General features: G+C 46.6%; 10 protein-coding genes and 1 pseudogene. 8 read left to right on the forward strand and 3 right to left on the reverse strand.

Going from position 1 to position 13,726, the window contains the following annotated elements; translation table 11 throughout:
• The first annotated feature begins 16 nt into the window (after window positions 1–16).
• From BLV50_RS12390 to BLV50_RS12400, 3 genes are read left to right on the forward strand one after another with little or no spacing between them, the layout of a single operon-like run.
• Window positions 17–1,039 carry a carbohydrate-binding family 9-like protein gene (locus tag BLV50_RS12390; RefSeq protein ID WP_090807964.1) on the forward strand — a complete coding sequence of 341 codons (1,023 nt, stop codon included), beginning with the start codon at window positions 17–19 and terminating at the stop codon, window positions 1,037–1,039.
• Between the two features lie 7 nt (window positions 1,040–1,046).
• A complete protein-coding gene (locus BLV50_RS12395) occupies window positions 1,047–3,680 on the forward strand; it encodes a transglutaminase domain-containing protein (RefSeq protein ID WP_090807966.1) in 2,634 nt (877 codons plus the stop codon).
• Window positions 3,681–3,685: 5 nt separating this feature from the next.
• Window positions 3,686–4,732 (forward strand): glycoside hydrolase family 18 protein, encoded by a 1,047-nt coding sequence (locus BLV50_RS12400; protein ID WP_063564582.1) that lies wholly within the window; start codon window positions 3,686–3,688, stop codon window positions 4,730–4,732.
• A 113-nt stretch (window positions 4,733–4,845) separates the two neighbouring features.
• On the opposite strand, the gene BLV50_RS12405 is transcribed toward BLV50_RS12400, so the two are convergent.
• A complete protein-coding gene (locus tag BLV50_RS12405; protein WP_063564581.1) occupies window positions 4,846–7,146 on the reverse strand; it encodes a helix-turn-helix domain-containing protein in 2,301 nt (766 codons plus the stop codon).
• Window positions 7,147–7,536: 390 nt separating this feature from the next.
• On the opposite strand from BLV50_RS12405, the pseudogene BLV50_RS12410 reads away from it, so the two are divergent.
• Window positions 7,537–7,641 (forward strand): annotated as a pseudogene (locus BLV50_RS12410) (helix-turn-helix domain-containing protein); the annotation flags it as partial.
• Window positions 7,642–7,683: 42 nt separating this feature from the next.
• On the forward strand, window positions 7,684–8,043 hold the full coding sequence (locus BLV50_RS12415) for a winged helix-turn-helix transcriptional regulator (protein ID WP_063564580.1): 360 nt from the start codon (window positions 7,684–7,686) through the stop codon (window positions 8,041–8,043).
• Window positions 8,044–8,130: 87 nt separating this feature from the next.
• On the opposite strand, the gene BLV50_RS12420 is transcribed toward BLV50_RS12415, so the two are convergent.
• Together BLV50_RS12420 and BLV50_RS12425 are read right to left on the reverse strand one after the other, a co-directional pair.
• The gene (locus tag BLV50_RS12420; protein ID WP_170867872.1) at window positions 8,131–8,658 is read right to left on the reverse strand and encodes an NAD(P)H-dependent oxidoreductase; all 528 of its coding nucleotides are present in this window, start codon (window positions 8,656–8,658) and stop codon (window positions 8,131–8,133) included.
• Between the two features lie 222 nt (window positions 8,659–8,880).
• On the reverse strand, window positions 8,881–9,798 hold the full coding sequence (locus BLV50_RS12425; RefSeq protein ID WP_063564578.1) for an ArsR/SmtB family transcription factor: 918 nt from the start codon (window positions 9,796–9,798) through the stop codon (window positions 8,881–8,883).
• 351 nt (window positions 9,799–10,149) lie between these two features.
• Here BLV50_RS12425 and BLV50_RS12430 point away from each other — a divergent pair, with 351 nt between their 5' ends.
• The 3 genes from BLV50_RS12430 (at window position 10,150) to BLV50_RS12440 (ending at window position 13,716) form a co-directional block, all read left to right on the forward strand.
• Window positions 10,150–11,109, forward strand: a complete 960-nt coding sequence (locus BLV50_RS12430; RefSeq protein WP_072734463.1) for an arabinan endo-1,5-alpha-L-arabinosidase AbnA — start codon at window positions 10,150–10,152, stop codon at window positions 11,107–11,109.
• 132 nt (window positions 11,110–11,241) lie between these two features.
• Window positions 11,242–12,582, forward strand: a complete 1,341-nt coding sequence (locus BLV50_RS12435; RefSeq protein ID WP_063564577.1) for an ABC transporter substrate-binding protein — start codon at window positions 11,242–11,244, stop codon at window positions 12,580–12,582.
• 243 nt (window positions 12,583–12,825) lie between these two features.
• Window positions 12,826–13,716, forward strand: coding sequence for a carbohydrate ABC transporter permease (locus tag BLV50_RS12440; protein WP_062324023.1), 891 nt, complete (start codon window positions 12,826–12,828; stop codon window positions 13,714–13,716).
• The last annotated feature ends 10 nt before the right edge of the window (window positions 13,717–13,726 follow it).

Below are 13,726 nucleotides of genomic sequence, written 5' to 3' on the forward strand. Positions count from 1 at the left end.
GCGGAGAGAGAGCGATATGAACCAAAGTGGAGTACCTGAGCCGAAGATTGAGTATGCTCCCAAACATTATATATGCAAGCGTGCGCAGGAACCGCTGATACTGGACGGACGCGTAGATAAGGCATTCTGGGGTGCGGCCGATTGGACGGAGGATTTCGTTGATATCGAAGGGGATCTTCGTCCGAAACCCGGAAAACAGACTCGGGTAAAAATGCTGTGGGATGACGACTATTTCTACTTTGCTGCCGAACTTATTGAAGATCAGATATGGGCTACGTTGACCGAGCGGGATTCTGTTATTTTCTATGACAATGATTTTGAGATTTTTATCGATCCCGACGGGGATACCCATCAATATTATGAGTTCGAGATCAATGCGCTGAATACAGTATGGGACCTGTTATTGGTGAAGCCATATCGGGATGGTGGACCTCCGGTCAACGGTTGGGATATCAGCGGTCTTAAGACAGCCGTACATATCGATGGGGAGCTGAACACACCTGGCGCCGCTAACCGAAAATGGAGCGTCGAGGTCGCAATTCCCTGGACCAGCCTAAAGGAATGTGCCGAAGGTAACCGTCCGCCAGCACCGGGTGAGTTCTGGCGTGTCAACTTCTCACGGGTGGAATGGCAGACTGAGGTGCAGGATGGTGAGTACCGCAAGGTGCTGAATCCGGATACAGGCAAACCTTATCCGGAGGACAACTGGGTCTGGTCGCCCATGGGTATTATCAACATGCATTATCCGGAGCTATGGGGATATGTCGTATTTTCGGATGACGGAACGGATCAGCCCTTTGAGCTGCCAGAAGATGAACGAATTAAATGGGAGCTTCGCAGACTCTATTACCGTGAACGCAATTATTTTGAAGCCCATGGTGAATTTACACAAGATGTGAAGTTACTTATGGGTGAGGAATCATTGATTTGCCAGCCTGTAATTGAAACGACCCGTAGCCTATTCCAGATTAGTACGCCTTCCTCGGATGGCACTACCTTAATCTGTATTCGGGAAGACGGAAAGCTGTGGAGGGAGTGAGCTAGCGATGACCAGCCAAACCTTGGTGTTCTCGATGGATGCACAGTCCTTGGAGCTGATCGAGCAGAAGTTCCAGGAGAAGTTAAACTTTGCGGATACCCGTAAAGATAAGCTGTTTCATGTGTTTCAGCAGCCATTAACTGAAGAAGAGGCATGGGCTTTGAAATATGTGTATGCCTACATGCCAGTGAACGACCTGGCTGATTATGATGGGGAACTGTTCCTCAGTCATGTGCGTCGGGCACTGGACATTCGCAAGCGTGTGCCTTGGGGGGAGCGCGTACCAGATCATCTGTTTCTGCATTTTGTGCTTCCCTATCGAATCAATACAGAGAATATTGAAGATTTCCGTGGCATTATCTTTGACGAGTTGGCCGACCGGACAGCGAAGTTATCCATGGCGGATGCCATTTTGGAGACCAATTACTGGTGTCATGAAAAAGCGACTTATATTGGCAGTGATCTGCGAACGATATCGCCACTGACGATGATTCGAAATGCCCGCGGCCGCTGTGGAGAAGAATCCACGCTGGCGGTAGCCGCTCTTCGTAGCATCGGCATACCTGCCCGTCAGGTCTACACACCACGCTGGGCTCACTGTGACAGCAATCATGCTTGGGTAGAAGCCTGGGCGGACGGCCAATGGTATTACATTGGGGCATGCGAACCGGAAGCCGGATTGAATCAAGGATGGTTCAGTCCACCAGCCCGCAGGGCCATGCTGATTAATACGAGAATATTTGCCGACTATCCGGGACCGGAGGATATAACACTCTCCGAGAAGGGATATACGGAGATCAATTTACTGGAGAACTATGCGCCAGCGCATACCATCTGCGTGAAGGTGATAAATGAGCAGGGTGCGCCCGTGTCTGAAGCGAGTGTCCGCTTTGAGGTATACAATAGTGCTGAATTTTATCCGATCGCCGAAATCAAGACGGACGCACAAGGAGAAGCTTCCTTTAAGACAGGTCATGGCGACCTAGTGATTCGTGCGGTTAGTGGTGGCAAGTGGGGTGAAATTCTATTCAAAGCTCAGGACAGCGCTCATGTTGAGCTCGTGTTGAATTCGTTAGAGCAGCCATCAGGGATCTTGGATTTTGATATGGTTCCTCCTCCGGAAGGGGAGGGAGAAGTAGTGGCTTCGTTACCAGAAGAGAAGATCCTGAATCACAACCGCCGCCTGGAAGAAGGTACGAAGATTCGGAGTGGATATGAGGATACATTCCTGAGTGAGGAAGATGCATTTGCATTGGCTCATACAACTGGACTGCCTCCGGAGCGCGTACGGGATATTCTACAGAAGGCACGGGGCAACAGCCGCGAAATCGCTGCTTTCCTAGAGGGGCGTTCCGGTGAATTTGGCGAGTGGCCACTACAGTTGCTGGAGTCGATGAACGAAAAAGATTTGATCGACACTTTTCGGCCGACACTGGACGATCATCTTATAGGTTCACTCTCGCAGCGTGGACAATGGGCAGAAGAGACGTTTGTGAAGTACATCCTGTGCCCAAGAGTCTCCTATGAAATGATGGTGCCTTATCGATCCGTATTCCAGAATGCTTATTCCGAGGAAGAAGCAGCGGCGTTCAGGGAAGATCCTTCGAAGCTTGTATGCAAGCTGGAACAGAGCTATTCGTATTATGAGGATCTCCCTAACCTGAAAGGCAAGGGAAACCCTGTAGGTACGTACAGCCTGATGAAGGGAGATCCACTGTCGCTCGATATACTATTTGTCGCTGTGTGCCGCAGTTTGGGCATTCCGGCCCGATTGCATCCGAGCGAGCAGAAACCGCAGTATCTTAGTGACAAAGGCTGGGAGGATGCGGTGTTAAGTCTAACTTCTTCTCGAAATCAGGAGAGCTCAAGCTGGGGAATGCTGCAACTTCTCAAGGATTCTGAGGCTCGGGAGGATGCGCCGTCAGCATCCTATGCGGAGAATTTCTCTTTGGCCCGTCTGGAGGATGGTGTGTACAAAACGCTGATTTATCCATATGGTCACACCGATGTTTATAGCGATCCATTTGAGGTTGAACCGGGAGCTTATCGCTTAACGACCGGTATCCGTCTGAAAGATGGAACGGTAAGAGTCCGCTTCATCTACTGCACCGTTCGCGCCGGAGACACCACAGAGGTAGCACTGACTTATCGCGAGACGGTGGTAGACATCCCTGTGCTGGGCAAACTGGCAACCGGCAATGAGCTGACTCGTCTGGATGGTTCAGAGGTGGTACTGAAGGATCTTATGGGAGCTGAGGGGGCCATTGCTGCTTGGATTGAACCAGAACGTGAACCGACCAAACATCTGATTCGTGAGCTGTGTGAGCTGGCTGAGCCGTTGGATAAGCTAGGCGTGCCAATCGTGCTGGTAATCGGAGATACAGAATGGAACGCCTCCTTTGACTCTGGGGCTTATCCGAAGCTGCCGATACGTACGATTTTTGTCCGGGATTCCAGCTATGCGTCCTTGTCTGGTTTCATCTCGAAACCAGCCGCTCACGAAGCGGGCTATCCGCATCTGTTCGTGCTGGATAATCAGGATCAAATCCGATACTCGGCCTCTGGGTACAAGATCGGTACAGGCAAGGAAGCTCTGCAGATTGCTGCTGCGATATTTCAATCATTGAATGGATCGGAGTGAAGAGGATGACGAAATATATTGCTGCTGGTTATGTCGTCGATTCTGTTCTTCCCGACATGACGGATGAGGATCTGTTGAAGTTGACCCATCTGAATGTAGCCTTTGGACATGTCAAGAATGATGAAATCACCACCGAGCATTTAAAAAACGGAGAGGTTATCCGTAATATTAAGCGGAAGCATCCGAATCTAACGGTGCTGCTGTCCGTTGGCGGATGGAGCGCTGGTGGTTTCTCTGAAGCCGCCTCAACCCAAGCGGGGAGGGACAGCATGGCCGCATCAGCGGTTAGGGTGCTGGAGGAGTACCCTTTTGACGGAATCGATTTGGACTGGGAGTATCCTTCTTACGGTGAAGCCGGTATCGCATCCAGTCGTGATGACAAAAGGAATTTCACCTTACTTCTCAAGACGATCCGGGAAACACTGGATGCCAAGGGCTCCGAGGATGGCCGTCATTATCTGCTCACCATTGCGGCAGGGGCTGATCAATACTACGTCGACGGTACAGAGATGGCTGAGGTGCAGCAGTACCTGGACTTTGTGCAGTTGATGACCTATGATATGCGCGGCGGTTTTCAGGTTCTGACCGGACATCATACGAATCTGTATACGCCAACCGGAGATCTGTTCCGAATTAGTACTGATGCTTCCGTGAACCTGTTCATCCGTGCCGGCGTTCCGAAGGAAAAGATAGTTATCGGCGCTGCGTTCTACTCACGGATCTGGACTGAGGTTCCTAACCGAAACCACGGTCTTCACCAAATGGCTGGTAGCACAGGCGGCTATGGTCCGGCATTTGCCGAACTGGAAGCGAAGTACATCAACAAGAATGGTTACGTCCGTTATTGGGATGAGGAAGCCTGTGCACCGTTTCTCTTTAATGGGTCGAGCCTAATATCTTATGATGATGAAGAATCGATTCAGTGCAAATGCGATTACGTGAAGGATCAGGGCCTGGCCGGCATTATGTTCTGGGAATACGGCTGTGATCCGACCCATCGTCTGCTGGGTGCAATACATCAAGGGCTTCAAGATGTTCCGGTAGGGAAATAGAAGAAGAGAGTTGGTTGCAAGGATCGGCTTGCCTATATGAGCCAAAAACATACAAAAACCTCCCCTAACCAAAAGGTTCTGGGAGGTTTCTATTTATTTTACGAATCCATCCATTATCCAAGACATTCTTCGTCGTCATCTTCCGGGGAATCGGAGGAGTCATTGGGACGGTGCATTTTGCGGTACTGCCCTGGGGTATAACCCGTCTCTTTCTTGAATTTACGGATGAAGTTCGGTGTGTCCAGATAACCGACGCGAGTGATAATATCTTTTAACGGGTCGGTCGTATGCAGCAGCAGTCGGATAACCTCATCCATCCGTTTCTGCCAGATATATTGGGTAAAGTTCATGCCGATCTTCTCTTTGAAGGAACGGCTGAAATACGATGAAGAGATCGTGAATTTCGATGAAATCGTACCCAGGCTGAGGTCATAATCGGAGTAATTGGCATCAATATAAGCAACGATTTCATCCATCAGGGAGCTTTCTTCCGTCTCGCTCTTCGCCTCGACATGAGCACAGATCTCGGCAGCAAGTCCTGTCAGTTTTTTCTCCAAATCCTCTAACGAGTCGTAGGAAGTGATCCTTGGAAGTTGATTAACCACGTGATGAATGCCAAGTTCCGAGGCCGTTTTGAGCATCGTATTCAGAATATCGAAGCAGATGCAGCGCAGCAATGGTACAGACGGCATTTCGGATTTCAGGGTATTCAACGCAGTTGATACCATCTGTACCGCCACATCGTAACTGCCCTGTTTCAAGCTCTGAACTAGTTTCAGCAGCACATCCTTAGGTACCCAGAAGGAAGAATCCTGTTCACTAGAGCCGGAAAGGGCGTTGAAGAAGGTACTGCTGCCCTGTCCGTGCAGCATGGATGCTTCCAGCGCAGTTGATGCCTCGATATAGGATTGGTTCAGCTGCAATGGAGAACTATAGCTGTTACCGATCCCGATCGCGGGAGCAACTCCGACGTGCTCTGCCACCATCGATTGTAGTGATTCAACAATAGACTCCATACGAGCATTCAAGCTGGATTCATGCCCGACTTCGGCATCAAATCCGACGATGAGGGCTACTTGGTCTGGCTGTGGAAGCTCCACGCCGTAAGCAAAAGCAGACAACTCCGGCAGTTCCATATCGTTGATCAGCTGCATAACAGTACGCTGTTCGGGATAATCTCCGCGGGGAAGATCGTGCATTTCCAATCCCAAGGTCATAACAAAATAATGGGATCGGTTAAAGCGTATGCCGAGATTATCCGTAAACTCAGAAGGGAGCTCTCCGGTATGACCATGCTTCAGTAGCATAAGCAGAATATGATTACGAGCGTAGGGCTCCTGAAGGTCCACACGCTGGCTGTAATCATGCAGCGTTTTCTTGATCCATTCCAACTCGTTGCTGGTTGTGGAAGGTTCAGGATTATTTTTTAAACGAATGAACTCCATCAAGTCTGATATCGGATGGTATTGTCTTCGGGCCAACAAAATGGCGAGGAAGGTGCCCATCACCACCATGAAGGAGAAAACAAGAACAACAAAGGTACGAATATGGACAATTCGGCTAAAAAATTGATTGCTTGGCATAGCGGTTACATAAGTCCAGCCCGCGTCTGATTTGACGGATACAACCGAATGCGGTTCTTGATTTAAGGAGAGGCTGTGTGTTCCCGGCTCAAGTTCAAACAGAGCTTTGACTTCCTGTTCGGTAATGGTCTCCCCCTTATAATTGGCGGCCAACACCTGCCCATAATTATCGAAAATATAAGTCATACCATGGTAGTCGCTGAGAATGGAATCAATCAATCCCGTCAGATTGGACTCGTGAATCAGGTACATGACAGTCCCGTGGGCGGGCGTATTGTTAGGTGCAATCGGTACAAGGTAGGCCAGCATGGAATTGGGTACTTTGGTTCCTTGAACGACTTGTTCGGCTGGTCGTATCGTGGGGAACTGAACGTTATTCAAATCCCGGATCATGTCCGTTTTGTTCCATGTATTAAATTTGTAGCGGCCCGTGAATACATCCAGGTTCTCAGAGCCCTGAGACGAGTAGATGCTATCATCTCCGCGGAAGAACAGGAATAGCTCATCGATAATGGAACTGGTGGCTTTGTATTTGACCAAGGCAGCAATTGATTCCCGGCTATAGTAGGGATGGTGAGTCCAATAACGGGTTAGCTGCTCATCATAGGCGATACGAAATGCGATGTCCTGTAATTCCTTCATGCGGTCATCAATGACCGTTTTTGCTTGGGTCAACTGATTGACATTGGTCTGTTCAATCTCTGAACGGAGCGTGTCCACAGCATTGTGATAAATAATAATAGTTAAAATAACAAGAGGTATAAGGAAAATGGAGATATAGGATAGTGTGTACTTAAGCAGAAGCTTGGACTTGAAGTGATTCCATTTCATATCTGCAACCTCCCGTTTTTCTTTAGAGCTGCAGCAATAGCGCTCTCATAAAGACAGTGAAGTATTACCATGATGCCGAGCCGCTGGGTGTTCCTACTAAAAATATTAGGAGAACTTCTCCAATAAATCAATGAATCTTTTCTAAGTTTCAGAGCAAACAGGAAGAAAGTCACATGAAAGAAGAGGAACTCGGTGAGAATAACAGGTGTAAAGCTATGGAAGGGCTTTTTTTATGAGAGGTTCATTTGCTTCTGTACATGAGGAATTATATCGATCCAAGGATCAGCAAACCTTGATTTTTCGGCCATGGAGTAGCATGATATAGACATTCATCCCAACATGAACTATGGAGGGCGAATTGTTGAGTAACGCCTATTTGAATTAGTTTAAAGCCAATTTTCTAATGAATGCGGGTTTAACGATAGCAATTATTTTACCCGGCAGTTCACAAAGGCGTATGGCATGTCTCCCAAAACGTACAGGCAATCTCTATAATAATCCGCAGTGGTGTGATGAACGAAAGAAGGAGGGGTGAGTATGAGAGAAACCTGTGTTCCAACTGGCGTGGCGCTAAAAGATACCGGCTTTGGATATACGCTGTCCCTGGTAAACGGTAAATATAAAATGGTTATTCTGTATTGGCTGTCTGAAAACAAGGTGATGCGACATAATGAATTGAAGCGAAGCATTGGTACCATTTCCCACAAAACATTGAGCGTCATGCTTAAGGAGCTGGAGGAACATGATCTGATTCTACGCAAAGAATATCCCCAAATTCCACCCAAAGTTGAATATTCATTGTCGGAACGAGGACAATCAATAATGCCACTGTTAGATATGATGTGTGATTGGGGAGAAGCCAATATGGTGTCTGCCCCGGGGTTAATGCAAGGCTAACGATCAGGTTGTGAGATTAAAAAATCAAAAAAAGCAGTATCTTCCTGAATCGGAGATACTGCTTTTTTGATCTGCTTGGAGTGAGTATTATAGGTTATCCATGAAACGTAAATAGTTTTGTGCGCTTTGTTCCAATTCATTTGCCGCAGGCTCGTGTTCTGCCCCGTAGAAGGCAAAAAATGATCGATAATCCGCATCGCAGTAAAGGAAGGTCGTCTCAAAAGGAGATAATAGTTGTCCAAGGGTATAACGATATTTGCCCTCTTCCGTGTAATCTGCCTCTTTGATTCCGGCAGATACGGCCAAGGCGACTTTGCGTTGCTGCAATTTGTCGCCCTTGGAGCCATAAGCCCAGCCATACGTAAAAACTTCATCCAGCCATTGTTTAAGGAGAGGTGGGCTGCTAAACCAATAAAACGGAAATTGCAGGACCAGATGGTCATGAGCTTCAATAAGCTGCTGTTCTTGCTGCACATCAATACGTCCATCAGGGTAAACTTTATATAGTTCATGTATCGTATATTTTTCCGGATATTGTTGGAGTTCTTCTATCCATCGTTTGTTAATGACCGACGTTTCCAGGTTGGGATGTGCTACGATGACAAGTGTTTTCAAAATGAATTCTTCCTCCCTAAGCTATAATGTTTCTTGAGTATAAAGGGAGTATTGCCGAGATGTAAGTACGCACTTTTAGTACATGTACTTACCTCAAGGTAAGCACCCTTCCTGAAGAACATCTTGGCGAGATTGGGTGAAAGAAATGAATATAGCCGTCAGTTTCTCAACTGACGGCTGTTTTAATGCTTTGTTTTATGATGACAATGTCTATTCGTTGATCTATTCCTCTTGCACATTATAGAGTACACGCGCAAGCAGGTTCTGGCCGTAATTGCCGAAATTTTTACCAAAGATCGTCAATCCCCGTTTGTTCACTGGTCCGTCCGTTACAGCGATTCGAAAGTGGATATCGCTTTTGTAATCCAGGCCAATCTGGTCCAGAGTAACATCGGAGATGCGGCATCCATCAATATAGCTGCCCTCTTGGGTGATGCGGATCAGCTTCAGCATCCCGTATTGATTCAGATGTGGTGGCCACCAGTCTGGATTGAACGTACCTCGGGTATTGCCAAAATCTCCTGGACTCGTCCAACAGCCAATCTCGATGCCGTTGACGTAGAAATAAATATCCGAAGGGTAGTTATCGCAAAAACCTGGTGCTTCTGAACCCAATTCCATGGACAACTGGATTTCGCTGAACGTCTGGTTAGGCTTAAGGTAGTTGGGAATGCGATATTCCAGATAACCTTCGGCCAGCCAAATCATCTCCGCATCAATACGGAGCGGATCAGCAAAGTAACGCGGATCATCGAACTCACCGACGATGCTGTCTCGGGTAGCGAGACCACATGTAGGAGCTGCCTGATAATCGCTATAATGACCTACCTGAATTTCAACCTCGTATCGGTTAAAAATCTCCTGTGAACGCAGGTCTACCATTAGTTTTTCCTCATTGAGATAACAAATCTTCTGAATTCCATGTTTGCCAACCGCAGTATTGATCTCAATCAGGCCGCTTTCTTCCAATTTCTTAATATGCATTGTAATGGCGCCATTGCTGAGCCCCAGTTTGGTTGCGAGATCATTGAGGTTAAGACTCTGGTTCTTGGCAAGCAACTCAATAATCTGGATTCGGATTTCCGAACTGAGTGCCTTGAAAATATTAACGCCAGACATCAGATCTTTAATATAAATCATAGGTGGTTTTCCTTTCCACGTTCTGAACAAAGCCCTTCTGATCCAGGCTTCTGCACATTTATATGGTTTGTTTTAGATAATTATAAATGATTACCGGATGGAAGGGAAGGGCGAGAAAAGAAAGCCGAATCCCTTGTATACATAGCATAAATGAGCGTATTATTCATAAAATTTTGAATATTTACTTTAAAAAACAACTTAAATCATTTCATATATATTTGAAATATACCATTGAAATGTAATGTAACCGCTTTTATAATCCTAGTATACCTAAATTGATTTAATACTTCATGAACCAAATTAACTATTTGATCAGGAGAGGTGGAATTCGGTTTGGAAAAGTTCAAAGGAATGACAGGATTCAGGAAGAAACGTTGGGCATTACCTGCACTGGTTGTACTTGTTTTGCTATTGGCGGGCCAGTCCAGGGCATTCGCGGCATTTTGGAATCTGACCGGCGATATTGCCGTCCACGATCCATCCATCATCAAAGAAGGCAGCTCATGGTATACCTTTTCAACCGGTGCTGGCATTCAGGTACTGAAATCGGATAACGGGTCCTCATGGTACCGCGTTCCGCAGATTTTTCTGAGCAAGCCATCCTGGTGGGCCTCTGCCGTTCCGGGACAGAGTGGTCTGGATGTATGGGCTCCTGACGTTGAGCAGTATAACGGAAAAGTGTGGCTTTATTACTCTATCTCTACCTTTGGCTCCAACAGATCGGCGATCGGGCTTGCGTCTGCAACCAGCATTGGAGCAGGCCAGTGGAAGGATGAGGGGTTAGTGCTTCAAACCACAACCGCCAACGATTATAACGCTATTGATCCGAATCTGGTCATCGATGCTTCAGGCAACCCGTGGCTCGCTTTCGGTTCTTTCTGGAGCGGTCTGAAGATTGTGAAGCTCGACAAAACCACGATGAAACCGACTGGAAGCATCTCCTCCATTGCGGCGCGTCCGAATAATGGCGGGGCCATCGAAGCACCAAGTATTGTATACCGTAATGGTTATTATTACTTGTTTGCCTCGATTGATTCCTGCTGCCAGGGCGTGAATAGCACGTACAAAATGGTCTATGGACGTTCAACGAGTATTACAGGTCCGTATGTGGACAAAAACGGTGTGAACATGTTGAATGGCGGCGGAACCATATTGGATTCGGGGAATGCCAAGTGGAAAGGACCGGGCGGTCAGGATGTGTATAACGGTAATGTGATTGCGCGCCACGCTTACGATGCTGACGATAACGGCAATCCGAAATTACTAATCAACGACTTGCTGTGGGATTCCAGCGGATGGCCAACGTACTGATTTGTTTTAAATAAATATAAAATGTTTTAATAAAGTATTGACTAAAGTGATCTGGATTTGATAAATTTAACAACAGAAATCTTATTTCACCTAATTGAATACGGTTACAAATCCAGATCAGGAGGGGTTCAGATGGTAAAGAAAAAGAGTTTAGTCACACTTATGCTTCTAATGCTGGTAAGTGCACTCGTGTTTGCGGGTTGCGGAGGAAGCAGCGGTTCAAGCGGGGACAAGGAATTGACATTTATGTTCCGGGGCGGCACGGATGAACAGAAGGCATATCAAGCCGTTGTTAAGAAATTCGAAGAAGAGCATCCAGGTGTCAAAGTTAAAATTATCGTTACAGCTGCGGATCAATACGCAACCAAATTGAGAGCTGCCATTACAGGCAACAGCTTGCCGGACGTGTTCTATTTTAACCCTGGCGATATTAAAGCCTATGTGAACAGCAATGTGTTGATGAATCTGACACCTTACGTTGAAAATAATGCGGATGTAGATCTGAATAACATCTGGAAATATGGTTTGGACTTGTATCGCTATGATGGCAAAATGGCAGGTCAGGGCGATATCTACGGAATGCCGAAAGATCTGGGTCCGTTTGCACTCGGTTATAACAAGACATTATTTGAAAAAGAGGGCATCCCATTCCCTGATAAGGACAAGCCTTACACATGGGAAGAATTCATCAAGGTCAACCAACAAGCGACCAAGGATACGAATGGAGACGGTAAACCGGACGTATTTGGTACAGGCTTCAACGTACAATGGGCGCTGCAGTCCTTCGTATGGAGCAATGGTGCAGACTGGTTGGATGATAGCAAAACAAAGGTAACCATTGATGATCCGAAATTCGCGGAAGCATTGCAGTTCTTTGCGGACATGCAAAATAAATACAAAATCACGCCTTCTATTGAGGAAGCGCAGACATTGGATACGTACCAACGCTGGATGAAAGGAGAAATGGCTTTCTTCCCAGTAGGTCCATGGGATATGAGTACATTCGAGAAACTGCCTTTCGAATATGATTTACTGCCTTTCCCTGCGGGCTCTACGGGTAAATCCGCAACGTGGATCGGTTCACTGGGTATCGGTGTATCGGCCAAAACGAAACATCCAGAAGAAGCCGCAGAGTTGGTGAATTACCTCACAGCTTCCAAAGAAGGCATGCAGCAGTTGGTTGATGCCAAAGTGCAAATTCCGAATCTTCTCGACATGGCTGACGAATGGGCCAAAGATACTTCAACGAAACCAGCCAATAAACAGGAATTCATTGATATCGTAGAAGATTATGGCCGTTCTCTTCCAGGGAACTACACGTACAATGCGGAATGGTATGACCTGTTCTTCACTGACATTCAGCCGGTATTGGATGGCAAAATTACAGCCGCAGACTATGTGAAACAGCAGCAGCCGAAAATGCAAAAGCTGTTAGACAAAGCAGTAGAACAAGAGAAGAAATCTCAGAAATAAGCATTTTATAAAATGCTGAAAAAATGTGGCTGGAAAGATTGAAACATAGGTTCTAGAGAGAATCAGCCTACGCCAAATGGATGAGTAGTAGATTCCGTTTTCAAAAAAAGCCGGTGCCAGCAGCCTGCTATTAACGCTGCTGGCATCATTTTTGGATTCCATACGGGCATGTTGCATGAATTGATCAAGCAGGCATCCATCGATTCATGCAACATGCTGATATTAGAAACAGGGGTGAGCGCAGTGATTACAAAATCTAGTTTGTATCGCAAAGAGAGGCTGTACGGATATTTGTTTATTTTGCCTCCGGTTCTTGGTTTGCTGATCTTTGTTCTGTTCCCTTTCCTTTATTCCTTGTACGGTTCGTTTACGGATTGGGATGGCTTGGGACAGATGAACTTTATTGGTTTAGCCAATTTTAAGGATTTGCTCACGGATGATTTGTTTTACAAAGCGATGTTCAACACCTTTTATTTGATGCTGGGTATCCCGATTGGTTTGTTGCTCGCATTGCTGCTGGCGATGGGTCTGAATCGTAAAATCCCCGGCACAACGACGTTCCGTGTAATCTATTATATTCCGGTCATTTCTTCCCTCGCAGCGGTGTCCATCATGTGGAACTGGGCGTACAACGGGGATTACGGATTAGTGAACCAATTCCTGGATCTATTCGGTATTGAAGGCCCTAACTGGCTCGCAAACAAAGACACAGTTAAACCGGCCCTGATTATTATGACGGTGTGGAAAGGTCTAGGTTATACGATGTTATTGTATCTGGCTGCACTGCAAAGTGTATCACGTACATATTACGAAGCGGCTGAGTTGGATGGAGCAAACGGGTTCCAGATCTTCCGCAACATCACCTGGCCCATGGTGAAGCCGGTTACCTTTTTCCTCGTTGTTACAAACATTATTGGTGGTTCCCAAATCTTCACCGAAATGAACATTATGACCCCGACGGGTGGTCCTGAATATTCATCCGCATCCATTGTCTTCTACATCTGGCAGAAAGCATTCAGCAACCTGCAAATGGGTTATGCCTCTGCGATGGCCATGATTCTTGGTATTTTCATTTTTGTCATTACCTTAGTGCAATTCAAAATGAACGAAAAATCAGCCTATGATGGGGATTAATGGTCTAGGA

It is taken from the genome of Paenibacillus sp. 276b (assembly GCF_900107875.1).
GTDB classification, from domain to species: domain Bacteria; phylum Bacillota; class Bacilli; order Paenibacillales; family Paenibacillaceae; genus Paenibacillus; species Paenibacillus marchantiae.

Bases quoted from the DNA above. Each gene is read 5' to 3' on its own strand.
- BLV50_RS12395 (WP_090807966.1), top strand. From the start codon at position 1,047: ATGACCAGCCAAACCTTGGTGTTCTCGATGGATGCACAGTCCTTGGAG.
- BLV50_RS12425 (WP_063564578.1), bottom strand. From the start codon at position 9,798: ATGATTTATATTAAAGATCTGATGTCTGGCGTTAATATTTTCAAGGCA.
- BLV50_RS12405 (WP_063564581.1), bottom strand. From the start codon at position 7,146: ATGAAATGGAATCACTTCAAGTCCAAGCTTCTGCTTAAGTACACACTA.
- BLV50_RS12400 (WP_063564582.1), top strand. From the start codon at position 3,686: ATGACGAAATATATTGCTGCTGGTTATGTCGTCGATTCTGTTCTTCCC.
- BLV50_RS12415 (WP_063564580.1), top strand. From the start codon at position 7,684: ATGAGAGAAACCTGTGTTCCAACTGGCGTGGCGCTAAAAGATACCGGC.
- BLV50_RS12430 (WP_072734463.1), top strand. From the start codon at position 10,150: ATGACAGGATTCAGGAAGAAACGTTGGGCATTACCTGCACTGGTTGTA.
- BLV50_RS12390 (WP_090807964.1), top strand. From the start codon at position 17: ATGAACCAAAGTGGAGTACCTGAGCCGAAGATTGAGTATGCTCCCAAA.
- BLV50_RS12435 (WP_063564577.1), top strand. From the start codon at position 11,242: ATGGTAAAGAAAAAGAGTTTAGTCACACTTATGCTTCTAATGCTGGTA.